Genomic DNA, 23,991 nt, shown 5'->3' with positions numbered 1-23,991 from the left:
AAGTACAGTAATTTCTGTTATCAAGGCATAAGGCATAGCTGACACTCCTCTCCCTCTAGCCTATAACCTATAGAGCAGTAAAGTGCCTGTTTGAATGTTGTGGGCTGAACATGTGTACAGCGCAGAGCGTAGGTTAGATGTAACAATCAAATGTGTGCAGGCGAGGCTAATATGAATAGGTTTATTTCAATTCCAACTGGAGAATTAATGGAGTTGTTGCATCGGCAACTAGCGATGTAAATGGTGACCTGATCCCTGATAGTGTGTATGTGACAGGTTACAGGGAACCAGAGGGTTACATCATACAGAACATGGTGCTTGGAATCCAGGATGGAGCCACTGGTGTCTCGTTTAGTATTCCTCTGAAGGTAAATATGTGGTATGATCCGATTCTGTTTTTTGAGGATTTTACGGGAGATGGGATCAATTATTTTAATCACTATCCCGACAGGCGGAAGCGGAGGAACGACAAACTCTTATTTTTATTATTTTGTTAACAACGAACCACGTTTGTTGTTCGGATCGGATTCATTTAACCAAGCGTATCAGTATGAGGTAAAGTACAAGGACAATTACAAGGTTGAAGTAGTTAGTAAAAGAAATAATGCAAATTGATCTATCCTTTGGGGATCCTGATTATTTATATGAAATTTATGATGCTAAGGGGAAGTTGAAGAAGCTTGTCAGTGGGGGTGGATCCCATAAATGGCATGGTTTGGAATGGTTATATGTTTGTACTGGACTTTCAGGCTTGGGCCATCTATGGGTCTAATAACGTTTGAAATAACACGGTTAAATATGGCTGCTAGAGATTAGCGGTAAGGTCATAGATCTCAGCATGAAGTAAGAGAACCTTCCTTCTACTTCTTGGACGTGACAGACGGGCTTCCTTCTGGGATTAGGATTTTGGAGTAAGAAGTTAATCTGCTACTTTTTATAGGCAAAATTTAATATAATTACTTGAAAAAGTAAATGATGCAGGGTGATAAAATGTTACATACATATTCAGGAGAAACCATCCATTTTGAGATAAAATACAAAAATCGAAGATCCATTGCAATTCGTATGGACGTTTATGGAAATGTGGAAGTCCAGGCTCCTAAAGGTACACAGGATGAAAAAGTGCTTCAATTGCTGGAGGAAAACTGGGAACTGATTCAAGAAAAATCAAAGGAAATGAAGGACAGACTGCTTGGGCAGCAGGAGAAGGAATACAGTCAGGAGGAGAGGGTTCTTTATTTAGGAAACACCTATCCTGTAAAGGTTTATCAAGATAGTACTATTGAACAAGATTATGTCTTTTTTGATGAGAAACATATAAATGTATATGTGAAACAGGTGGAGGACGAAAAGATAAAACAAGCTTTAAAGAGATTTTATTACCAACAATGCAAAGCGATAGTGGAGAAGAGTGTAAAATCCTATCAAAGTAACTTTAAAGTAAAACCACGGTCTATCCGTATATCTGATAGTAAGACTACATGGGGAACCTGTGATTCGCAATTACAGTTAACTTTCAATTGGAAGTTGGCCATGGCTCCAATGAAAGTAATCGATTATGTAGTCGTACACGAAATGTGCCATATGATTCATCTCAATCACGACCGATCCTTCTGGCGACTTGTAGGGAGAATATCGCATGATTATAAAGAGCAGGAAAGTTGGTTGGCTCAGTCGAGTTGGAAGATGACTATTTAAAGAAGCAGGGGACGGACCTCTGCTTCTTTTTTTCTTTAATTAGTGGAACTTTTGAAATAATTGCACGGGGTGGGTACAACTAAATAGTTTTTTAGCAATTAAAGCGAAAAGAAGTGAATACCTCCCTAGTCAATACATTCGATAAGATACAGTAAAGTAAGGAAGCAAAGGACCGTCGCTCTAAATCCTGAAAGTCAGAGCGACGGTTCTAGCCCGATGACGGTTCTCTTGCTAACTGTATTTTTTCGGAAAAGATAGACAAATTTAGTGTATTTGAAATATAATTGAATTACGGTGTAGAAGTTATAGGTTTATCTAATTTTAAACTAAAAGATAAAGAAAAATGCCGTTAATAAAAACAAAATAAATCCACTTAAATATTACATAAAATCCCAATTTAATTAAAAGCCAAAACTAAATATATTTAATAAGGCGAAAAAAACAATAGGTAACTAGACGAGTGAAAAGTGGTAAATATTAAAAAATATAAGGCTAAAATACAACTGACTGAAATGAATTTAGACTTGTAATACCTTACCCAACTACACCGAATAAACCTTCGGAGGGTAAAAAAATGAAACTATTTTTCACTCGTTTAAAACGTATTCTAGTTAGTAAAAGATTCTGGGCAGAAGTTACATCAAAAGTAGTGCTAGGCTTACTAATATTGCTAATAAAATTTGTATTTTTAAAGACAAGTTAAATAAGGAACTCAAGGGGATTTTCTACTGTTTCCTTAGAACTTGGAAGTGAGATCCATCCCTCTTACTTTTTCAAATCCGTTGTATGTTAGGAACGATATAGAACTAAGTTCTTATATAATAGGGCATATTAAGAGGCTTTTCATTAGTTTACTAAATGATAAAAGCCTCTTTGTTTCGATCGATGATAAAGAAGGACTATTTTATAGTTAATTCTATATTGAAAAGTAGAACTATAACATATTTTGATATTGTTGTAAGCTTATATAAATTTATTTTGGGGGATATGGAATTGAAAAAGTATTTAGTAGGTTTATCATTTTTATTATTAATGTTCAGTTTAGTTGCTTGTTCATCAGAAAGTTCGAATATCTCACAAGAAGAGGATAAGATTGAGGAAAAGAGTTCTGAGGAAGAGGCTGAAACAGAAGCGAAAGTAGAGGCAGAAGCAGCAGCGAATGCAGAGGCAGAAGCAGCAGCTAAAGCGGAGGCGGAAGCGGCAGCGGCAGCGGCAGCTAAAGCGGAAGCGGAAGCGGCAGCTAAAGCGGAGGCAGAAGCAGCAGCCAAAGCAGAGGCAGAAGCGGCAGCCAAAGCGGAGGCAGAAGCAGCAGCTAAAGCAGAGGCAGAAGCGGCAGCCAAAGCGGAGGCAGAAGCAGCAGCTAAAGCGGAGGCAGAAGCGGCAGCCAAAGCGGAGGCAGAAGCAGCAGCCAAAGCGAAGGCAGAAGCACCTTCAAGTGCAGGTGTAGAGGTCTTTGCAAATTGTACGGAACTAAGAAAGAAATACCCAAATGGTGTGGCTTCTGATCATCCAGCCTATCAAAAAAAAATGGATAGAGATAAAGATAATTTTGCTTGCGAAAGTTAATATTACTCTTATAACGAATAATCCCTTTTCAAAAAATGAATTGGGATTTTTTATTTCTCTTTAAATGGAACTGGAATGGTTCTAGACTTTTTAAACCCACTAATGAAGCAGAACGGTCCCGCTGCTTCCTAGAAGGACTAAGTAAAGGAGGACAGCTTTAATGTATCCAACAAAAATAATAGAGTTATTAATTGTCGGTGTTGTAATTAGCTCAATCCTAACTATTGCAATCTTTTTAAAAGGTAAATGGAGAAATGCTAGTTGTTTATTAGCATTAATTATATTCGCATCTTATTGCATATTTTTTCTCACCCGTCCTTTTTGGATCGATGCGCAAATTGATAAGAAGGTGCAATTACTAAGACCATACTTAGAAGAGCATTATCCAGATGAAGAATGGACTATTTCCACTGTTCTGCGAGGAAGGCTCTAAACATCTAAACCCATACTATATTAGTGTTGTTTTTGAAAATGAATCAGAGGTTACTTATGAATAGTGGGTAGAGAGTAAGGATGATATCTATTAGGTTAGTTCTTCAACCAACGACAGGTTAGAGGAATTAAAGCATTTAGAATGAATCCAGTATTGCTATTCGAAAAGGACGGGGACGGTTCTGCGCTTTCATTAAAGTCCAAGGAAGCAGGAGAACCGTCCCTATGCTTCGCTTTGCTTCGCCCCAATGGTTTCTAATATCCCCAAAACCGCTGACCCGAACACCCCGGATACCCATATATATTCTGTACCGTATTCATATCATATTGTTTTAAAGCGAATTGTGAATGGTATAGATACTCCATAACTAAGAGTTTTCCGTTGGATGTCCCACATAACACCCCTGAAGTCCCGGTGCCATCTAAAAACGACACTCCAATAGGCTGATTCATTAAGTGAGGAATTTTCTGATGCCAAGGCATAGCTGACACTCCTATCCCTCTAGTCTATAACCCATCACCCCATTAAGTGCCTGTTTGATTTTTGTGCGCTACTTTTAAAACCCCACAAATCTGGGTATAAAAACCCTATACGAATGTGAGGGGAAGCCAAATGATAAGAATTGCTGGAATGACAAGAAATCATCGAATCACCAAAGATATTAGTATCAATAACCTTGATAGGGACGCATACAAATGGATCTGGGTTGACTTCAATCAACCGTCGGAAGAGGAAATAAAACATTTAGACAGTACGTTCCACTTCCACCCATTGGCCATTGAGGATTGCATACATAGACTGCAGCGGCCGAAGCTTGATCATTATGAGGATCATACGTTTTTCGTGACGCACAGTATTCAACAAAGGGAAGACGAGCTTCATAAAGAGGAAGTGAATTTCTTTTTAGGGGAAAACTATGTCGTAAGTTTTCATCAGGCACCTTCTAAAGAGGTGGATGCGGTGTGGAAAAGCTTGGACAAGCCACCCAAAGACGTGGAAAGCTGGGATGAGTATTATGTGTTCTATGAAATTCTAGACGACATTGTGGATGCTTATTTTCCGTTGCTATATAAGCTGGAGGACCAGTTGGACAAAATTGAGGACAACACGCAAGAAAAATCGATGAATCAGCTGATGGATGAGCTGTTTGATACGAGGTATTCCTTATTGGACCTGCGACATACGATCAACCCGATGCGGGATCTGCTGTACCGCATGCTCAATACGCATCGCCTGGATGGGGTCATGAAAAGGAAAGAGTACTTCGCGGATATTTATGACCATCTCCTGAAGCTATCTGATATGGTTACTTCCAACCGGGAATTGACGGCGGACATTCGGGATAATTACCTTTCCTTGAACTCCCATCAAGCCAACAATGTGATGAAGGTCCTTACCATCATCACGTCTATCTTCGCACCACTGACTTTTATAGCGGGAATCTACGGCATGAACTTTCAATATATGCCTGAGCTGACCTATAGATATGGGTACTTTATCGCGCTTGGAGTCATGGTCGTCATGGGGATCAGCTTGTTTATTTGGTTTAAGTGGAAGGGCTGGTTTAAGTAGGTTAAGCGAGTATGAAACCATTTGTGGTTTTATGCTCGTTTTTTAAAATGAAAGGCTCTGTTAAAGCATACTGTTGATTTTTGCAGCAACCTAGCTGTTGATTGGAGCAATAGGCGAAGACTCCAGCGGGGGAGAAGCGACAGAGTCTATTTTGAAAAAACAGTATGTTTGGAAGATTAAAAATATGTTACCTTTAATAAGTAGAAAAAATGAAAGGGAGTGGAAGTTGTATGAATAATCTCTCTCAAATGAGAATTGAAAAGCCGGCTCATGAAGTTTTTGAAGCATTTGTAGATCCTGTGAAAATAGGTTACTTTTGGTTTTCTTCAAGTTCTGAAAGATGGGAGGAAGGGAAAACTATTACCTTAACATATGAAGAGTATAATGCTCAGGGTAGTATAGATATCATAGAAATTCAAAAAAATAAGAAGATTGTCTTTATATGGGGAGAAAATCATCAAGTCACAATTAAATTTATGCAAGAAGAAGAAAGTACCATCGTAGAAGTTAATGAGGATGGATTTGATGAGAACGACAAAGACTACGTAAATCAATTATTAGACAATAAAGAAGGCTGGGTGTATATGCTTACATGTTTGAAGGGATACATGGAGTATGGTGTCAACCTTCGAGCATCATTGGTTAAGACGGCTCCTCAAGAAAAATAGTATGTAAGGGATAGCGTTTTTCAGCCAGCTCAATGGATTTTTTTACATAAAATATCTTTAACAAACAAAAGGCTCCATTAATCCATGCGATTAATGGGGCCTTCATGCTTGTCTCTTTAACTTTCCTCTAAAATCCTATCCCTTAATAAACCTTATCCCCATTAAAAATAGAGTTCTTCACAATCACATAATCGACGTGACGAATGGCGTCTAAAGTCGTTCCTCCAGCGTAGGAGATAGAAGACTGAAGATCTTGCTCCATTTCCGTTAGAGTATCTTGTAAGGCACCTTTATGCTCAACGAACATTTTTTTGCCTTCTACGTTTTTCTTTTCGCCTTTTTGGAATTCAGAAGCGGAGCCGAAATATTCTTTTACTAGTTTACCGTTTACTTCGCTAGTTTCTCCTGGTGATTCTTCATGGCCGGCAAAAAGGGAACCAATCATGACCATCGTTGCACCGAAACGTACGGATTTCGCGATATCACCGTGTGTACGGATTCCGCCATCGGCAATGATCGGTTTGCTTGCTGCCTTTGCACATAGACGAAGTGCTGCCAACTGCCAGCCACCAGTTCCGAAACCTGTTTTAATTTTTGTGATACATACCTTACCAGGACCAATTCCAACTTTTGTTGCATCGGCACCTGCATTCTCTAGTTCACGTACCGCTTCAGGCGTACCAACGTTACCAGCAATGACGAAGCTCTCTGGTAAGTGTTTTTTGATATGCTGAATCATATTGATAACAGCATTGGAATGCCCATGGGCAATGTCAATTGTGATGAATTCAGGAGTAAGTCCCGCTCCAGCAAGCTCTTCAACGAATGAATATTCTTCTTCCTTCACCCCAACACTAATGGAAGCGTAAAGGCCTTTTGCATGCATGTTCTCAATGAATGCCTGACGCTTTTGTGGCTCGAAGCGGTGCATGATGTAAAAGTAATTGTTTTCAGCAAGATAAAGGGCAATCTTTTCATCAATGATCGTTTGCATATTGGCTGGCACGACAGGTAGTTTAAATTGACGGCCACCAAGTGTCACCGTTGTATCACACTCAGAACGGCTGTTAACCACACATTTATTTGGAACTAACTGAATATCTTCATAATCAAATACATTTTCCATGAGACACACCCCTAAAAGATTAATTTTCATAGTAATGTTCGGTTTTTACACAACAAAAAAATCCAGACTAAAAATGGGTAGAGGAATCCACCCATTCGTAGTTAGGATTTTACGGCTCCTAGTAGAAACTCTTAGACCATATCTCTAAGAATATACGAATGAAAGTAAATATATTATTAAACACAACTTTGATTATAAACGAACCTTTTGGTTATGTAAATAATAAATGTTCGTATTTAAGGTATAAAAATAAGAAAAACACACGATTATTACAAATTAAATTGTTTATTTGTCTATATTTCTGTCTAGTAAAGATTAAATGTTAGGAAAGACCGCATGATATATGAAAATACAAACAGTTCGTTTTTTTATTAACAATAGAAAAGGCTTTATATGCCATGATATAGCATATAAAGCCTTTTATTTGTTGCTTATGACTATGAATTACCCATTTAAGTGCCTTTTCTAATCGAATGAATAGCTTGTTTAAGTGTTGATTTAAACGTAATGTCTTGATAGGTATTTAATAATTGGTTCACTTTTTTAGCAAGATCTGGTCGAATCCCGGTAAAGATAACGCGGACTCCTACCAGTTTAAGAGAGTTGGAGATAAGCATTAAGTTTTCGACGCTTTTCGAATCGATGCGAGCGAGTCCGGATAAATCGATGATAATGTGCTCTAATTCTCCTTTTGCCGCTTCAGCCAAAGTGTGTTCGATGACCCTGGACGTACGTTCCGAATCCACCTCGCCGATAAGCGGAAGGACAGCCATATCATCAAATATTGGGACTAGAGGCACCGAGAGCATTTGTATTTGTAAATTTTTCTTTTCTAAATCCAATACGTTTCCAAGCAACTTGGCCATGGCTTTAAATAAATCCTTGTGATTTTCTGTAAAATGGAAGGGGCGCAAATCCATTCCACACAAGGTACCGTAATTCTCCCCATCCTTATAGTAAATGGGAACACCGATTAGCGATCCGCCCCCAAGACTTTTGGTAACTTCCATGTCTTTAGTTAGGTGAGATAAATTCAAATCTTCAATGATAAGTGGTTCCCGACCACTTTTTACAATAAACTGTCAGTAGGAATCCCGGTATAACGTTTCAAACCCTGAGGGAAGCACAACATCATTACGATTGAAGGCATGTTTAATGTTGACATCCTTTTTATCATTCTTTGCAATGAAAAAAGTGTTCACATCTACAAATTTACTAATCAGGGCCAAAATTTCATCTGCCGCTTCTTCCATTGTTTCATAAACCAAGCTATGTGCATGCGTCATCGGTATCACCTGCCTTCCTTCTTACTCCCATCCTAACTTAGATATAGGAAGAAAGATACAAAATTGCGACAATTTTTTCACTTCGAAGGGAAGGAGTCGTGTGGAAGAAGGGTTTTTTGTTCATGAAAAAACTTTTTTCCACCACTCAGCCCAATGGCAATCGAACGTAAAACTTAGCGCCTTCTCCTGGTAAACTAATGACATCCACATTCCCTTGGTGTGCCTCTACGATTGCTTTTGTAATAGAAAGCCCGAGACCAGCTCCGCCATACTCACGATTTCTGGAATAATCAATCCGATAGAAACGCTCAAATACATGAGGCAGCTTATCCCTTTCTATTCCTGAACCGTTATCCTCGACGCTTAACTGAATAGCATCCTCCAAACTCTCTAATCGTATATCAATCCTGCCTTGCACAGTATCCGTATGTTGAACTGCGTTTTGAACGAGGTTTAAGATTACTTGCTTTATTTTGTCAGAGTTGACGTTCGCGTACACGTCATTGACCAAATGAAAGGTTATGACTCTTTTTCCCGCGAGGAGACTTAGTTGTGGTTTCATGTCGCGAATGAGTTCGGTTAGATTGGTTGACTGCAGCTCTAATTCCGGTGCCTGATCTAATTTTGCCAACAGTAACAATTCCTCGACTAGCTTAATCACCCGTTTTGTTTCACCGTACATATTATCAAGTGCCATCGACAATTGATTCGGATTTTGGGCAGCGCCTCTTAACAGCACCTCAAGGTAACCGTGCACAGATGTAAGAGGGGTTCGTAGTTCATGGGACGCGTCCGCGATGAAACGTCTCATTTGTTCCTTTGCTTCTCTTTCTTGCCCGAAAGAAAGTTCGAGCCGTTGGAGCATATCATTAAAGGATTCCGATAACAGATCTATTTCTTCTTGTCCTTGATTCTGTGGAATTCGGTACGCCATGTTGGAGGCGTCAATGGTTTGAACTGATGATACGATGTTGGATAAAGGTCCCAATGTCTTTTTAATAACAGAGAAGTAGATCCACATTCCTGCGGCTATCGCAAAAATGGAAAGGACCATAAAGGTTAACCATTGTTGCCATAATAGCTGCTGGAGGGGAGCGGTGCTGATTCCCATCTGTAAAATCGCGCCTTCTCCATTTTGGAAACGGTTTGAATTGCGCAACGCCGGCCGGAACAGGACGAGCTGTTCGGTGCCGTTTTCATCTTTTACCAAATGATAATCTGCTCGGCTCCTGCCTCCTAAATTTTCTTTAATAGACCCCAACTCCGCTTCCGTGAATCGTGGAGATACCAACCCATTCTCTTCTAATAAGTCAATATACGTTCCATCCTCCTGAATAAGAGAGAGGGAGACATTCTCTACTAAAAAGAAATGAGGTCGCTCTCTGCCACCGGGAGGTTCCGCAAATTCTCCTAACGCTCCTATCGGAACAGACATGATTTTCCCACTTAGTTGTTCCGCTTCATTTTTATAAAGAAAGTCCTTTAAGACCATAAATTGAAAAAAGCCAATCACCACTAATATAAGCGAGAGAATAATGAGCATTTTAAAAAGAAGCTGATACCGAAGTGAGGTAGGCGATAGTGATTGTAAGATTTTTCGAATACGGTTCATGATAAATCCAACCTATAACCAGCCCCTCTAATCGTACGAATGAGTTGATGCTGTTTATCACCGAGCTTTTCCCGCAAGGAACGGATGTAGACTTCCACGATATTATCCTCTCCTTGAAAGGTATATCCCCACACTTTATCTAAAATCAATAGCTTACTCATGACCATCCCGTGATTTAAGACGAGATATTTTAATAGTTCATATTCTGTCGGAGAGAGGGATAGTCCTGTGCCCTTGTACTCAATCTCTCTCCGCCTGTCATCAATTCGAAAGGGACCGTAGATGACTTCACCGTATTGATCCGGGAATTGATTGCGGATCCTCGCTTGAATACGGGCCAATAATTCCTCGAAGCTAAAAGGCTTCACAAGGTAATCGTCCGCTCCAATCGTTAATCCTTTTACTCGATTGTCGACCTCATCTCTTGCCGTCAACATGATGATGGAGGTTTGGACACCGCTTTTTCTTATCATGTTACACACCTCGAATCCATCTAAACCAGGCATCATGACATCTAAAATAACGACATGGGGTTGAAAGTCTGGTAATAGGTTCATCGCAATAATTCCATCTGAGGCTGTCTTTACTTTGTATCCTTCGTTTGTTAAGCCAAGCTCGAGGAATTGCAATATATTTTTCTCATCATCGACAAGCAGTACTTTAATGTCTTTGTTTTTCATAATAACGTGTACCTCTCTCCATTTACCTTCTCACCGTTTATTGTAACCCCAATATAGCAGGATAATGGCCCTTTGATTAACATTTTCAGCTAACTTTCAGTTTCTTTTAAGGACCAAATCAGTTTCATTTTGAATAATACCTACTATAGCTTGTTTAATAAAAGGCTCTGTTAAACACCGCTGTTGATTTCCGCACTAGGCTTCGCTTTCCTAGGGGCGTTTGGGGAGCCTCCTCGGAAAAGCGCCTGCGGGGTCTCCCCTAAACGCTATTTCCCTAAGGAGTCTTCGCCTATTGCTCCAATCAACAGCTAGGTTGCTGCAAAAAGCAACAATATACTTTAACAGAGCCTAATAAAAGAGGAGGTAATAAAAAGTGAATTTTATCAAAAGGGCGTATTGGAGTGTAACAGCTAGAAAGGGGAAAAGCCTGATTCTTCTCGTCGTACTTGCTGTTATATCTGTATTTGTATTAACTGGTTTAACGATTCAGACAGCGGCAGAGGAGTCTAGTAACTTAGCAAGGAAAGAACTTGGTGGAGATGTCACATTAACGGTCGACAGACAAAGTCTGGTGGAAAATGGCGGGGAAGAGAGAAGAAGGCAAGCGATGTTCCAACCCATTCCCATTGATATAGAAGATGCAGAATCACTCATTGAATCTGAGTATGTAGAAGGGTATAACTTCTACTCTACGACGAGTGCCATGGCAGTTGATTTTATGGCGATCGGAGCAGAGGAGGAGGAAGAAGAGAGTACAACAGAAGAAGGTCAAGCCCAAGGAAGCACGATGCCTGGCAGAATGGGTGGGGGTATGAATGCAGATTTGGATATCCAGGGGGTACTTTATAGTGATGCGGCTACTTCCTTTATGGATGGTCAATCAGAAATAGTAGAAGGAGAGCACCTAACAGCAGATGACGCTGGAAAAATGGTGGCGATGGTGGAGGAAAATCTAGCATCCGAAAATGGCTGGTCCATAGGCGATGACATCTCCATTACATCAGTGGAAACAGAGGAGTCGATAACACTTGAAATCAAAGGTATCTATTCTACTAGTGCGGAAATACCTCCACAAGCAGAAAGAATCTTATCGATGAACCCTTATAACTCTATCTATGTACCAATAGAATTGGCTAATCAACTTAAGGGAGAAGAAGGGGTCATTAATCAGGCAATCTATTACATGAATGATCCGTTAAACATTGAGGCATTCATGGAAGAGGCGAAAGATAAGGGCACCATCGATTTTGATACGTTTATTTTAAATGCGAATGACCAGCTCTATCAACAGATGATGGGACCAATCGAGAATGTATCTTCTTTCTCTAACAAGATAGTATTACTGGTCACCATTGCCGGATCGATTATTCTCGGATTGATTGTCATGATGACCATTCGAGAAAGAAAATATGAGATGGGTGTTCTATTGGCGATTGGAGAGAAACGAAAAAAATTAGTAGGCCAATTCCTCGTAGAAATATTGATGGTAGCGGTACTAGCTATGGGGTTATCCCTCATGACAGGCAACTATGTGGCAGACGCAGTAGGAAATCAATTACTAGAACAAGAGCTTACCGCCTCTGAAGAAAGCAACGAACCACAATCCTTTACTAACAGGCGAGGAATGATGGGAGCAATGGGACCTGGAGGAATGATTCAAACTCAGGACGTACAAACAATAGAAGAACTATCTATTGGCGTTACTGCTGAAAACATAATTATGATGGTTGGAATTGGACTGCTGGTCATGTTATTTTCGACAATTGTTCCAGCCCTGAGTGTTCTTCGAATGAATCCAAAAGCAATCTTGACCAATCAAGACTAGGAGGTAAAAGATGAGTACATTATTATCGCTACAGCAAGTTAGTTACTGGTACAAGCAAGGTTCCAAGGAACAGTATATTTTAAAAGATGTGGACATGACATTTGAGAGAGGTACCTTTTATACCATTGTAGGTCCATCAGGATCTGGGAAAACGACCTTCCTTGCCTTGGTTTCGGCGCTTGATACACCTAAATCAGGAATAGTCCTTTATGAAGGAACCGACCTAAGCAGGATTGGGTTAACCAAATTCCGAAATCAATATGTATCCATTGTGTTTCAGTCATATAATCTTCTTCCTTATATGACGGCCATTCAAAACGTTATAACAGCAATGGAAATAACCGGTGTGAAACATCAAAATAAAAAAGAATACGCCTTGGATTTATTGGAGAGGGTAGGCATCTCTAAAGACCAGGCAAATCAAAAAGTCTTAACACTTAGCGGTGGCCAACAACAAAGGGTATCCATCGCACGCGCCATTTCTTCGTCTGCTGATCTGATCGTGGCGGACGAGCCAACAGGAAACTTGGATGAAGACACAGCCAAAAGTATCATTGCCTTACTTCAAAAGCTGGCCCATAAAGAAGGGAAATGCGTGATTGTTGTTACCCATGACCAAAGCATCGCAAGTAATTCAGATGTGAAGGTTACCTTATCGAAAGGGAAGCTGGTAGAGGAGAGAATGAGAGAAGTGGTAGTTAAGTGAGTTGAAAAGATTCAGAATGATGGTCACGAATAAAGAAAGTTAGTTCAGCAAGGTGTAAAAAGCTACTCCAATCCCTCGAAGCCACTGAAAAACTAATAACGTAAAGTTTTTTATGATTCGTAGCTGGTGATTGTAGCAAAAGGCGAAGACTCCTGAGGGATCTAGCACTAGGTGGAGACCCCGCAGGCGTAGCCGAGGAGGCTCCAGCAGTGCCCCTAGGAAAGCGAAGCCATTTGCGAAAATCACCAGCGATGTTTAGTGAAATTTCAAAATCAAGCTCTTTTTCAGTGGCTTCAATCTCTCAGAGTAGCTTTTACTAAAAAAGGATTCTTTCAAGATTATCTTACCTGGTTCTCAAGCAATTATTTAAACTTCTCCGGAAACTGTTTTACCACACCATCAGATATCGCATCTGCCATTAGGATGATATGTGTGACCCCTTCATCAATGGCAACGATTCTTTCATCCCATTCTTTATTTAAGCTTGCTGATAAGTCATCGGCTACTAACTCCAAATGCATATACAAAGATTCTTTTAGTTCTTCATTTGATAAATTTGGGTTGGCGTCACTAAGAAATGCTGCTATATCATCTGCATTTCTGACCCATTCTTTGTTAAGTTGATTAACTAAGTTTTTGTCCCCATTTTTAGCGGCATCAACGATTTTTCCAGCAATAACAATATGCTCCTTAAGCAACTCCGTTAGCTTGTTCCCTGCTTCCTCTCCGTATACCGGTTTTACCGCGTTTCCAATATCCTCTTGATTTTTCAAAAGCCTTGTTAGCACCTGTTTTTGATCCTCAGCTCCTGGAGTGGTGGCGCTTGAAATATAATTACTTGTCCACAATACATGATCAATCCAAAGTCTTCTGAATTGATTTTTGAACTCTACCTCAGACTGACTAATGCAAGCTTCCTGTTTATTGGCATTGGCACTGATTGACCCAGGTAGCATGTTCACCAGCAATGGTAACATGAACAGCACAAACAATAATTTTTTCATTCCTTCTACTCCTTCCAACATTTAAAAGTACCTTCCTATTATTGTTAAATGGACATTTTTCATGCGTCAAAGCCACTTTTTGTTTAACGAAGTGAAGGAGATATTTGCTAAAGATGAAACATGTGTTGAATAGTAATTTTTAAACAAACGTTTGATTAAGACGAATTTTCTTGTTGAAGTGGCAGTCATGAAATCCAATCGAGCGATATCGACTATTTTTGCATAGTATATTAAAATACTTCCTCTTCCGAAAACTACCTAGCTTTCCATAAATTTTACAACACCTTCATATCCACTTAACAATCCATCGGTAAAATTTTAAATGTTCAAAATAGTTCGGTGGAGGTTAGTGATGAGGAAAGAAAAACGAAAGTTTGGTCGGAAGCTGCTGTCGTCATGGATGATTTTAACTATTGTGGGAACGAGTTTTCAGCCGGTTGTGCCGCTCGGAGTGGTGCATGCGGAGGGAGAGGTGAAGGAAACGGAAACACCTCCTGTAAAGGAAATGGAGGAAACAAACCCAGAGGAAAATAGTAAGCCGGTAGAGAGTACAGAACCACCTGCCGAAGAACAGGGAGAATCGCAGCCACCTGAAGAGGAGGTAGTGGAAGAAGAGGTTGCAGAAGAACCTGTAAAAGAAGAACCCATAGTGGAAAAGCCAATAATAGATGAGCCACAAACAGAAGTTGCTCCTCCAGCCAAAAAAGAGGAAGAAATGCAAACGGAACTTCCAGAAGAACCTACCCAAGAGCAACAAACAGAAGAACAAGCCATCACAGAAGAGCTGGATTACAACCTGCTCCCACATCTACTCATCACAGAAATTTCTCCAAACTCAGCTGGTGCCGGAACTGATTATTATGAGTACTATGAGCTTTACAATAATACAGATCAAGCGATGTCTACAGCGGATTTACATTTTATCTATACATACACCGATACAGGAAGGGAGATTCCTTTCACTGTTCCTGAAACGGCCATTGAATCACAGGAAACACTGGTGTTTTGGTATAACACTGGAGAGCGTAGTTTGGCTGATTTCAATCAAAACTATGGTTTGGCACTAACAGAAGAACAGGTGGTTTCTTTTAAAGATGCCTTCCCAGGGTTTGCGAATGGTGGAAACCGCGCCTTGGTAATCAAGGATAAGCAAGGGAAGGAATTGGTTTCTGCTAGTTATCTTGGAAATGAAAATGATAACAACGGGGCGGGAATTGAATATAAGTTTCCGGCGAGCGGGACGGTGATGGACAAGCATGCGGTTCTTGCATTGCCAACGCCAGGATCCATTGAAGTGGTTCAAGTTCCTGAGCAACCTGTAACAGTAGAAGAAGAGGAAGCGCCTGTTATTGATGAAACACCGCCAGTGATTGAACACACTGCCGTTACAGAAGCGGAAAGATTCACTGCCATCCCTATTGAAGCAACGATAACGGATGACGTTGGTGTCACTGCGGCGACATTATTTTATAAAAAAGCAACAGAGGAAAGCTATACGAGTCTAAGCATGCAACAAACTGAGGAGACATCAACATACATCGCTGAAATTCCAGCTTCGATAGTGGATGAACCAATCACCTACTACATCGAAGCAACAGATGGAACGAACACAGCAGCCACGGAACCGTCTACTATTTCAGTTGAAGTCCCAGAAGAAACTTACAGTGAGCTGCCATTGCTCATCACCGAGCTATCCCCGAACTCTAAAGGGGGAGGAACGGATTACTACGAGTTTTTTGAGGTGTACAACAATACGAATCAACCGATGAATCTAGCAAACTATTCGTTTGTTTATAAGTATACGGACACGGGAAGTGAGCTGCCATTCCAGGTGCCGGCTGTGATCTTGGAGCCTCAAGAGGAACTTGTATTTTGGTATAACAACGGAAACAGAACGCTAGCTGAGTTTAACGAAAACTTTGGGCGGGCATTAACGGAAAGTCAGGTTGTGGAGTTCAAAGATGTCTTCCCAGGTTTTGCGAATGGAGGCAACCGTGCCCTTGTAGTGAAGGATGCAGATGGTGCGGAGGTCGTGTCGGCAAGCTATCTTGGCAGTGACAATGACAATAATGGAGCGGGCATTGATTATCTCTTCCCGTCTAGTGGAACGGCGATGATGAAGCTGGAAGGATTGGCTGCGCCGACACCAGGTACGGCAAAAGAAAGCCAGGTGCCGACTAAGCCCGTGGAGTTGGAGGAAATTCCAGAAGATACGGTAGCGCCGGTGGTGGAGCATACGCCTGTCACAAATGGCACTGCGTACTCGCCAATTCTCATCGAAGCATCGATTACAGACGATATGACAAACCCTTTTGCGACACTATTTTATAAAAAGCAAGGGGAGGAGACATTTACTTCGTTGTCCATGAATCCAACGTCTGAAGGTTCTTCTGTCTATACGGCGGAAATACCTGGGGCGGATGTTTCAGGAGATATCGTTTATTATGTGGAAGCTTCAGATGGATGGAATGTTGCCAAGACGGAAGAATTCACGATTTCAGTAAAGCAAATGGAAGTGGATTATCAGTCATTGCCGCCATTTTTAGTAACGGAAGTGGTTCCGGATTCGACGAATGTAGGGTCGGCGGACGGTTACGAGTTCATTGAACTCTATAATAATACAAATCAGGATTTGAGTTTTAAAGATTATAAACTTTATTATCGTTACGGGGCGGAGAGTGCGACAGATGTAGTGTGGCCTTCGATTCCGGATGATGTGGTGATTCCGTCCAAGGAAACGCTCGTTTTTTGGATCATCAATGCGCAAAACCGCGAGCAAACCGTGGATGATTTCAATGCTCATTATGGTTCAGATTTGGTAGAGGATAAAAGCCTCGTCAGAATCTATAGTGACGGAATGGCCAATGGTGCGATGCGCGGACTTGTAGTGGCAACCAACTCAAAAAAGGAGCTTGCGGTTGCCTATTACAATGATGTTCCGAATGTGAAGGATACGGCAGCTAATATGGGTGTGTTCTATCAATATCCGTTAGATGGATCGACACAAATGATCAAGACAAGTGCAGCGGAAAAAGCGGCAACACCTGGTATGGTGGATGCTTCTCAAGTACCTGCCGAAACGGTACAGATTGAAGCTGATACGATAGCGCCGACTTATGAAAATTTAACAAAGGTAACGGAGGTTGATCAGACGGAGAATATTGAAATTGTTTTGGATGCGCAGGATGACAGGGAAGTGAAGACGGTCCGTTTGTTTTACCGGACGAACGACCAAACGGATTTCAAGCAGGCCATCCTGACAAAGGATTATAATGACTTGCTTTATCACTATACAGTCTACTCGTCTGAAATTATCGCGAAAGAGTATGTGGAATATTATTTCGAAATTACAGATGGCATGAATGAAGTGACAACAGAGACGTATAAGGTAGATGTCACAACGGAACTAGATTTCTCCAGTCTCCGCTTAAATGTAAAAGACGGTGAGATTCTTGCTGGGGAGAAGATATTAAAAGGGACTTCAAGCTCGGATGCTCCGGAAGATGTGAAGCTGTTGATAGACGGTGAAGAAGTGGAAGGGGAAACGTTCCAGGCTGTTGAGCATACCTCTTATTTCGCATTTGAGGTGAGCGGCATCAATACCTTCTTCCAAAATGGAGTCACCTTGGGAGATGAGGTTCTGCATATTTTTGATGATTGGATCAATGAATGGCAGACGATCACAGTCCCGATTAACCCTGACAAACTGGAGCTTGGCAATAATACGATTACCATTCGTGCGGGTAACAAAGCATCCCCGTTTGACCTGGAATCTGAGGACAACCGTGACGACTATAACTTGAGAAACGTTCGCCTTGTCTTGGCGGATGGAACCATCCTTCGCGATGCGGAGAAAAATGATCCCGCTCAAGTGTTTGACATGGGCGATGACGGAACAGATCGCATTTTTGAAGATTTTACTTTTACAGTGACAGGAGAGCAGGCTCCATCCAAGTCTTATAAATGGGACACAACCTCTGTTTCTGATGGGGAACATGTAGTTTCCGCCATGGATGCAGATGAAGAAATCTCAACAACTATAATGGTGGATAACACGGCTCCAAGCATCACCACTTCCCTCGAAGAAGAGAAGGAATACAAGGGTGCTTTTACGATTGATGTAACAGCAACCGACGGGATAGCCGGGGTAAAAGAAACGAGGGTGCTCCTTGATGACAAGGGAATTACGGTACCTTATGAGACGGCTTCTTCTAAGCTTTCGGCCGGCGAGCATACATTGAAAGTCGTGGCGATCGATGAAGTAGGAAACGAAGCGGTAAAAGTGGTGCACTTCTCCGTTGTGAATGAAAATCCGTTGAAACCGGAGCTCGTTTCTCCTACAAATGATGCGGAAACACCAGTGGACGGTGACCCGACGTTGAAGGTAAAGGTGTCCGACCCGACTGACGATGATTTAGATGTTACTTTTTACGGTGGCTATAAGTATGATGTGACCCAAGGTGATCGCATGAAGGGCTTTAAAAATGCCAACGAAGTCGAGCCTCCACACACGATGGTTCCAGAAGGGGAGGAAGCTTTTACAGACGAGGACATTGCCCTTGTTTCTAAAGAAGACGGGGAATATCTGATTACAGACTCTTCGACGGAATTTCCGTATCACCGTTTTGATGTGAAGGTGGATGATTCCATTCAGGAAGGGGATACGGTCGAGCTTGTTTGGAAGGGGAGCTCGCTGGAGGGCAGAAAGGTGACGATGTATGCTTGGAACCACACTTCCAACAAGTGGGATATTGTGGATTACAAGATTGCTGGAACCGAAGACTTCGGCTTGCAAGGAGAGGTCGCGGTCGCTGATTTTGTAAAAGAAAGCAACATCAACGTGCTGGTGCAGGATGAGATCCCGGCATCCCCTGAAGAGTATGATTACACATTTGTCTGGATGTCAGACACGCAGTATTACTCAGAAAGCTTCCCGCACATCTATGAAAGACAGACTGAATGGATTGCGGAAATGGAAGAGGAAATGAAAATTGAATATGTGTTCCACACGGGAGATCTTGTGAATATGGCTGATCAAGAAGCACAATGGAATTACGCGGATCAATACATGGGTGTTTTGGATGAGAACGAAATTCCATATGGTGTGTTAGCTGGGAACCATGACGTGGATCACAAAACCAATGACTACACGCAGTATTATAAGTACTTTGGTGCAGACCGCTTTGAAGATAAACCTTATTATGGCGGTAGTTATAAAAATAACCGCGGACATTATGACCTTATTTCCTCGAACGGAAATGACTATATCATGGTCTATCTCGGCTGGGGTGTGGAAGTCGAAGGGATTGCCTGGATGAATGAGGTGCTTGCTGCCCATCCGGACCGAATGGCGATCTTGAATTTTCATGAATACTTGCAGGCAACAGGAGTGCGTCATCCACTTGGTGACAAGTTGTATGAGGAAGTCGTGCTGCCAAACGAGAATGTTATAACTGTGTTGAGCGGCCATTATCATGAGGCGCAGTTGTTGGTTGATGAAGTGGATGATAACGGTGACGGTGCCCCTGACCGCCAAGTTTATCAAATGCTTGCCGACTATCAAGCAGGACCAGAAGGCGGACAAGGCTTTATGCGACTGCTGCATTTTGATACAGATAATAACCGGATTGTAGTGAACACGTACTCCCCGTACCTGGATCAGTACAACTATTATGATACGGAAACTTATCCAGGCAAGGATGAGTTTATACTTGAGTTAGACCTTCAGCCGAATGAAAAGCGAGTGGCGACAGACTATTTTGCAGTAAACATTTATACAGAAGTGGAAATTGGCAAGCAAGAGGCTGTTTCGAGCGGAAGTGTGGCGGAGATGGCCTGGGAAGGGCTTGAGGAAAACGAGCGCTACTGGTGGTATGTAGTAGTGGAGGATGAGCACACGGGGATAACTATTTCGGATATTTGGACTTTTACAAAAGGTAAGGTGGCAGATGGTCCGGTTGAGCCTGAGCCGTCAGAGCCGGGAGAACCTGGAGAACCAGGGAAACCGGGGACACCAGGTGGCAATCCTGGAGTGCCAAGTAATCCGGGTGCACCAGGGCCGGTAAATCCCAACCCTGGACAACCAGGACAGCCTGGAAAACCGGCAAATCCTGCAAATCCGGTCAAGGTGAATAATCCGGCAGCGCCAGGTAAGGGCGATGGGAAGAAAAGTGAACATGGAAAGAAGCAGAGTGGAGAGAAGCTTCCGAACACCGCTACTAATCTATATGACTTCTATGTCTTCGGCTTTATATTGCTGGTGATGGGAGCAGGATGTATAGTGATTGTGAGGAAGAGAAGAAGAGTGTTATAGGGTGAGACACATGGAATCTTTTGGATTTCATGTGTTTTTTTTGATTTAATCAGTATAAACTTAGGAGAGAAGACGTTTAATCTGGATTTAGATTGAATAGTAATTTTTAAACAAACGTATGATTAAATGGAATTTTTTTATTGTAAGAAAGGGCTTAAAAATGGTTCGTGAAATATCGACTATTTTCGAAAGGTATATTCAAATAACAACTAAAGGGGAGCGTAAAATATGAATGTAATAGAGAAAGCTATTATCTTCGCTGCTTCGGCACATAAGAATCAGACAAGAAAAGGGACGGAGATACCCTATATCACGCATCCGTTTGCTGTTGGGATGATGTTGCAAGACGCAGGTTGTTCTGAAGAAGTGGTGGCTGCAGGTATTTTACACGACACACTGGAAGATACGGAAGCAACTTATGATAGCCTGGTGAAAGAGTTTGGTGGCCGTGTAGCAGATTTAGTGGTGGCTGCTTCTGAAAATGACAAAAGTCTTTCATGGGAAGAAAGAAAACAGCACACCATTGATGGGTTAAAAGATGCATCCATGGAAGAATTGCAAGTCATCGTTGCGGATAAGCTGCACAATTTACGCTCCATTCGAACGGACCTTGAAGAGCATGGGGATTTGATTTGGGGACGGTTTAATAGAGGGAAACAGAAGCAGCACTGGTACTATGCAAACATTGTAAAGGCGTTTGCTCCAAGGAAAGATGGTTTTAAGTTGATCGGTGAATTAGAGAAGGAAGTTAGAGAAGTTTTTGGTTTTGTAGAGTTGTAGAAGGAGAGGCACGCTTAGGGGATTATGAAGACGTCACTACGGTGAAAGCGGAGGTGGTAAGGTTTTTATCCTGTCCCCTTTTATTTCCAATTCAAAATAGTGGAAATCAGTCTATATCTACTTCTGATTCCCTGCTAAAATAACCAAGGAAGGAGATGGAATATATGAAAATATTAAGAAGAGCACTATTAGTGGTTAGTATAATGGCAATAGGTAGTGTGCTGACTGCTTGTAGTGAAATCGTAGATACGATAACAGAGCAGGTTGATGCCCAGGACGAACTAATTGCCTATATTGAGGATAGCAATCCAGTCATTGAAGCTGCTGTGAATGAAGAAATTGCGGCTGATGAATTTGTGTTTATGGAAGAGGACCTAGAGAGTGCATATACATATTTAGTCGAGACGACTATTCCTGCTCTTGAAAAAGTGGTAGAGGATACAGAGGCCATTGTCATTACAATGGAGGAGTTGCAACCATCACACGATAAGTTGATGGAGGCGCATAAAAAACTGTTAGAAACCTACTCGATTTATGCAGAAGGATTTTATAACGGGGACGAAAGTTTGTTGGAAAAAGGAGACCTTCTCTACGAGGAATATGGTGAAATATACGATGAACACGAGACCTTGTTTACGGAATTGGCGGAAGAGTATAGCTTAGAGGTGGAGATAGAGGAAGTAGAGTAGTGCTTAACTGAATAGCAAATTTTAAACAAACGTTCGATTAAGCGGATTTTTTTTGCTGTGATGGCGGCCTTGAAATTGTATCGAGTAATATAGACTATTTTTGCATAGTATAGTAGAAAAATGTTTTATGGGGTAGATAGGGATAAGTAAATTAAGGTGGTGCAAATACGCATCACCTTTAAAATTGTATCCGCTCGCCATCCCAGGGATAATTTTAGAACTTGTGTAAAAGCCGTTTTTGACGCGAAGGAAGAGATAAAATATGATAAAAGAAAAGGCTTTTGGTTAGGGTGTTGAAAGATGAGAGTGTTATTGGTAGAGGACGATAGGACGATTGCTGCAGGTTTGGAGTATTCACTTAGACAGGAAGGATATGAGACCATTCTTTGTCATGATATCAAATCGGCAGAGGCTGCGATCGCTAGTAGACTTGAAGAGATAGATCTATGTTTATTTGATTTGTCCTTGCCTGATGGAAGCGGGTATGACCTTTGCGAACAGGTGAAGAAACGTGAGGATAAACCGGTGATTTTTCTTACTGCCTTTGATGATGAGGTGAATGTGGTGATGGGGCTTGATATGGGAGCGGACGATTATATTACGAAGCCGTTCCGAGTCCGTGAGCTGCTTTCCCGCATTAAGTCGGTCTTACGACGTTACCATAAGCAGCCTGAGCAGGTCAAAAGCTACATAGAGATCGAGAATATCCGCATTAATACGTTGGAAGGAAAAGTATTCAAAAACGGGGAAGAGGTTTTTCTTACCGCATTGGAATACCGGCTGTTGATGATTTTCGCCAACCATATCGGGCAGGTGTTGACCAGAGCTCAGCTGCTTGACCGTATTTGGGATGTGGCAGGTGACTTTGTCAATGACAATACGCTCACGGTGTATATTAAGCGATTGCGGGAAAAGCTGGAGGACAACCCTCAAAGCCCTGTGATCATCCGTACCGTGCGCGGCATGGGCTATAAGGCAGGTCAGTGAGATGTGGAGAAACAGAGAAATCCAATTATACATAATCACCATGATCTTAATCGGCGCTGTAGTCAGCGTGGCAGCCGTATTCTTCCTGTCCATATCTGCAGCAATACTTATTCTTACAACCACCATGTTGCTCATTACTTGCAGTTTGATTTTCACCCGGTGGAGGTACCGTGAAATCCAAAAACTCTCAAGGTACTTACGCCAGATCAGTAATGGTGATTATGAATTGGATGTCCGTGACAATCATGAGGGAGAATTGAGTATTTTAAAAAGCGATATTTATAAAGTTACCCTTATGCTTTCTGAGCAGCGCACCTTTTTGGAAGAGGATAAAGTTAAATTAACAAATGCAATTTCCGATATTTCGCATCAATTGAAAACACCGCTTACCTCCATGATGGTCATGGCCGATTTGCTCAGCGATAATAAGCTGGATGAATCAAAGCGTGCGGAATTCACACAGAACATCCGTGTGCAATTGGAAAGAATCGAGTGGCTTGTGTCCTCCCTTTTAAAATTATCCAAAATTGATGCGGGCACTGTTATCTTTAAAAAAGACAAAGTTTCCGTACGCACGCTTATTGAAAGGGCTGTGCAGTCTGTGTTGATTCCAATGGATATCAAAGAGCAGACTTTATTGGTGCAAGGGGACGAGTCTGTTACGTTTACAGGAGATAATCACTGGACGGCTGAAGCGTTAATCAATATTTTAAAAAACTGTGTGGAACATACTTCAGTAGGTGGCGAGGTAACCATTTCGTTTTCAGAAAACCCCCTCTATACAGAGATTAAGGTAAAAGATAATGGGCATGGAATCCCAAAGGAAGATCTCCCCTATATCTTCAGGCGTTTTTATAAAGGAAAAAATGCAGGAGAAGATAGCGTGGGAATTGGGCTTGCCATGGCATACAGTATCATCACAAGTCAGCAGGGGGATATTGAGGTCAGAAGCGAACAAGGCAAGGGGACCGAGTTTCATATTAAGTTTTATAACAAGGTTCGCACCTGATATAAGGGGATAGGTTCGTCCTGTGGGACATGAATCT

At 41.6% G+C, this 23,991-nt stretch carries 19 protein-coding genes, 1 pseudogene and 1 riboswitch; of the genes and pseudogenes, 13 read left to right on the top strand and 7 right to left on the bottom strand.

Annotated elements, in window-relative coordinates:
* Positions 1-417: 417 nt before the first annotated feature.
* From HF078_RS20805 to HF078_RS17885, 4 genes and pseudogenes are all read left to right on the top strand, one after another.
* The gene (locus tag HF078_RS20805; RefSeq protein WP_205831677.1) at positions 418-615 is read left to right on the top strand and encodes a hypothetical protein; all 198 of its coding nucleotides are present in this window, start codon (positions 418-420) and stop codon (positions 613-615) included.
* A 375-nt stretch (positions 616-990) separates the two neighbouring features.
* Entirely contained in the window at positions 991-1,698 is a 708-nt protein-coding gene (locus HF078_RS17895; protein WP_169292375.1) for a M48 family metallopeptidase, read from the top strand.
* Positions 1,699-3,138: 1,440 nt separating this feature from the next.
* Positions 3,139-3,264: pseudogene (locus HF078_RS21340) on the top strand (excalibur calcium-binding domain-containing protein); the annotation flags it as partial.
* A gap of 160 nt (positions 3,265-3,424) precedes the next feature.
* On the top strand, positions 3,425-3,697 hold the full coding sequence (locus HF078_RS17885) for a hypothetical protein (protein WP_240951789.1): 273 nt from the start codon (positions 3,425-3,427) through the stop codon (positions 3,695-3,697).
* A gap of 254 nt (positions 3,698-3,951) precedes the next feature.
* Here the strand turns inward: HF078_RS17885 and HF078_RS20955 are convergent, their stop codons facing one another.
* The gene (locus tag HF078_RS20955; protein WP_060666766.1) at positions 3,952-4,179 is read right to left on the bottom strand and encodes a hypothetical protein; all 228 of its coding nucleotides are present in this window, start codon (positions 4,177-4,179) and stop codon (positions 3,952-3,954) included.
* Between the two features lie 130 nt (positions 4,180-4,309).
* Here HF078_RS20955 and corA point away from each other — a divergent pair, with 130 nt between their 5' ends.
* Both corA and HF078_RS17870 read left to right on the top strand, forming a co-directional pair.
* On the top strand, positions 4,310-5,269 hold the full coding sequence (corA, locus tag HF078_RS17875) for a magnesium/cobalt transporter CorA (RefSeq protein ID WP_169292373.1): 960 nt from the start codon (positions 4,310-4,312) through the stop codon (positions 5,267-5,269).
* A 230-nt stretch (positions 5,270-5,499) separates the two neighbouring features.
* On the top strand, positions 5,500-5,937 hold the full coding sequence (locus tag HF078_RS17870; protein WP_169292372.1) for an SRPBCC family protein: 438 nt from the start codon (positions 5,500-5,502) through the stop codon (positions 5,935-5,937).
* A gap of 142 nt (positions 5,938-6,079) precedes the next feature.
* Here HF078_RS17870 and guaC read toward each other — a convergent pair whose 3' ends face one another.
* The 5 genes from guaC to HF078_RS17845 form a co-directional block, all read right to left on the bottom strand.
* Positions 6,080-7,063: a GMP reductase gene (gene guaC / locus HF078_RS17865; protein WP_169292371.1), complete on the bottom strand. Its 984-nt coding sequence runs from the start codon at positions 7,061-7,063 to the stop codon at positions 6,080-6,082.
* Positions 7,064-7,141: 78 nt separating this feature from the next.
* Positions 7,142-7,241: riboswitch (purine riboswitch) on the bottom strand.
* 274 nt (positions 7,242-7,515) lie between these two features.
* Positions 7,516-8,112, bottom strand: coding sequence for an STAS domain-containing protein (locus HF078_RS17860; protein WP_346775374.1), 597 nt, complete (start codon positions 8,110-8,112; stop codon positions 7,516-7,518).
* A gap of 33 nt (positions 8,113-8,145) precedes the next feature.
* Complete coding sequence (locus tag HF078_RS17855; RefSeq protein WP_169292397.1) at positions 8,146-8,349, bottom strand: hypothetical protein; 204 nt, start codon at positions 8,347-8,349, stop codon at positions 8,146-8,148.
* Between the two features lie 145 nt (positions 8,350-8,494).
* A complete protein-coding gene (locus HF078_RS17850) occupies positions 8,495-9,961 on the bottom strand; it encodes a sensor histidine kinase (RefSeq protein ID WP_169292369.1) in 1,467 nt (488 codons plus the stop codon).
* Positions 9,958-10,641, bottom strand: coding sequence for a response regulator transcription factor (locus HF078_RS17845; RefSeq protein WP_169292368.1), 684 nt, complete (start codon positions 10,639-10,641; stop codon positions 9,958-9,960). The genes HF078_RS17850 and HF078_RS17845 overlap by 4 nt, the downstream gene beginning before the upstream one ends.
* A gap of 373 nt (positions 10,642-11,014) precedes the next feature.
* On the opposite strand from HF078_RS17845, the gene HF078_RS17840 reads away from it, so the two are divergent.
* Both HF078_RS17840 and HF078_RS17835 read left to right on the top strand, forming a co-directional pair.
* Entirely contained in the window at positions 11,015-12,466 is a 1,452-nt protein-coding gene (locus HF078_RS17840; protein ID WP_169292367.1) for an FtsX-like permease family protein, read from the top strand.
* 10 nt (positions 12,467-12,476) lie between these two features.
* Complete coding sequence (locus tag HF078_RS17835; protein ID WP_169292366.1) at positions 12,477-13,172, top strand: ABC transporter ATP-binding protein; 696 nt, start codon at positions 12,477-12,479, stop codon at positions 13,170-13,172.
* A gap of 362 nt (positions 13,173-13,534) precedes the next feature.
* Here HF078_RS17835 and HF078_RS17830 read toward each other — a convergent pair whose 3' ends face one another.
* Positions 13,535-14,176: a glycosyltransferase gene (locus tag HF078_RS17830; protein WP_169292365.1), complete on the bottom strand. Its 642-nt coding sequence runs from the start codon at positions 14,174-14,176 to the stop codon at positions 13,535-13,537.
* A 352-nt stretch (positions 14,177-14,528) separates the two neighbouring features.
* On the opposite strand from HF078_RS17830, the gene HF078_RS17825 reads away from it, so the two are divergent.
* The 5 genes from HF078_RS17825 to HF078_RS17805 all read left to right on the top strand — a co-directional run bounded on the left by HF078_RS17825 (position 14,529) and on the right by HF078_RS17805 (position 23,954).
* Positions 14,529-20,489: a lamin tail domain-containing protein gene (locus HF078_RS17825; RefSeq protein ID WP_169292364.1), complete on the top strand. Its 5,961-nt coding sequence runs from the start codon at positions 14,529-14,531 to the stop codon at positions 20,487-20,489.
* A gap of 228 nt (positions 20,490-20,717) precedes the next feature.
* Positions 20,718-21,269, top strand: a complete 552-nt coding sequence (locus HF078_RS17820) for an HD domain-containing protein (protein ID WP_169292363.1) — start codon at positions 20,718-20,720, stop codon at positions 21,267-21,269.
* 164 nt (positions 21,270-21,433) lie between these two features.
* Positions 21,434-21,958, top strand: a complete 525-nt coding sequence (locus tag HF078_RS17815) for a hypothetical protein (RefSeq protein ID WP_169292362.1) — start codon at positions 21,434-21,436, stop codon at positions 21,956-21,958.
* A 300-nt stretch (positions 21,959-22,258) separates the two neighbouring features.
* On the top strand, positions 22,259-22,945 hold the full coding sequence (locus HF078_RS17810) for a response regulator transcription factor (RefSeq protein WP_169292361.1): 687 nt from the start codon (positions 22,259-22,261) through the stop codon (positions 22,943-22,945).
* 1 nt (position 22,946) lies between these two features.
* On the top strand, positions 22,947-23,954 hold the full coding sequence (locus HF078_RS17805; RefSeq protein WP_169292360.1) for a sensor histidine kinase: 1,008 nt from the start codon (positions 22,947-22,949) through the stop codon (positions 23,952-23,954).
* Positions 23,955-23,991: the final 37 nt, after the last annotated feature.

The sequence above is a fragment of the Bacillus sp. RO2 genome (genome assembly GCF_012911845.1).
In the GTDB taxonomy this organism is placed as follows: Bacteria; Bacillota; Bacilli; order Bacillales; family Bacillaceae_I; genus Sutcliffiella_A.
The sequence above is the reverse complement of the archived record's forward strand: the minus strand, read 5'-3'. Positions and strand labels throughout refer to the sequence as shown.

Bases quoted from the DNA above. Each gene is read 5' to 3' on its own strand.
- HF078_RS17830 (WP_169292365.1), bottom strand. From the start codon at position 14,176: ATGAAAAAATTATTGTTTGTGCTGTTCATGTTACCATTGCTGGTGAAC.
- HF078_RS17850 (WP_169292369.1), bottom strand. From the start codon at position 9,961: ATGAACCGTATTCGAAAAATCTTACAATCACTATCGCCTACCTCACTT.
- guaC (WP_169292371.1), bottom strand. From the start codon at position 7,063: ATGGAAAATGTATTTGATTATGAAGATATTCAGTTAGTTCCAAATAAA.
- HF078_RS17870 (WP_169292372.1), top strand. From the start codon at position 5,500: ATGAATAATCTCTCTCAAATGAGAATTGAAAAGCCGGCTCATGAAGTT.
- HF078_RS20955 (WP_060666766.1), bottom strand. From the start codon at position 4,179: ATGCCTTGGCATCAGAAAATTCCTCACTTAATGAATCAGCCTATTGGA.
- HF078_RS20805 (WP_205831677.1), top strand. From the start codon at position 418: ATGGGATCAATTATTTTAATCACTATCCCGACAGGCGGAAGCGGAGGA.
- HF078_RS17885 (WP_240951789.1), top strand. From the start codon at position 3,425: ATGTATCCAACAAAAATAATAGAGTTATTAATTGTCGGTGTTGTAATT.
- HF078_RS17895 (WP_169292375.1), top strand. From the start codon at position 991: ATGTTACATACATATTCAGGAGAAACCATCCATTTTGAGATAAAATAC.
- HF078_RS17845 (WP_169292368.1), bottom strand. From the start codon at position 10,641: ATGAAAAACAAAGACATTAAAGTACTGCTTGTCGATGATGAGAAAAAT.
- HF078_RS17820 (WP_169292363.1), top strand. From the start codon at position 20,718: ATGAATGTAATAGAGAAAGCTATTATCTTCGCTGCTTCGGCACATAAG.
- corA (WP_169292373.1), top strand. From the start codon at position 4,310: ATGATAAGAATTGCTGGAATGACAAGAAATCATCGAATCACCAAAGAT.
- HF078_RS17855 (WP_169292397.1), bottom strand. From the start codon at position 8,349: ATGACGCATGCACATAGCTTGGTTTATGAAACAATGGAAGAAGCGGCA.
- HF078_RS17815 (WP_169292362.1), top strand. From the start codon at position 21,434: ATGAAAATATTAAGAAGAGCACTATTAGTGGTTAGTATAATGGCAATA.
- HF078_RS17825 (WP_169292364.1), top strand. From the start codon at position 14,529: ATGAGGAAAGAAAAACGAAAGTTTGGTCGGAAGCTGCTGTCGTCATGG.
- HF078_RS17835 (WP_169292366.1), top strand. From the start codon at position 12,477: ATGAGTACATTATTATCGCTACAGCAAGTTAGTTACTGGTACAAGCAA.
- HF078_RS17805 (WP_169292360.1), top strand. From the start codon at position 22,947: ATGTGGAGAAACAGAGAAATCCAATTATACATAATCACCATGATCTTA.
- HF078_RS17810 (WP_169292361.1), top strand. From the start codon at position 22,259: ATGAGAGTGTTATTGGTAGAGGACGATAGGACGATTGCTGCAGGTTTG.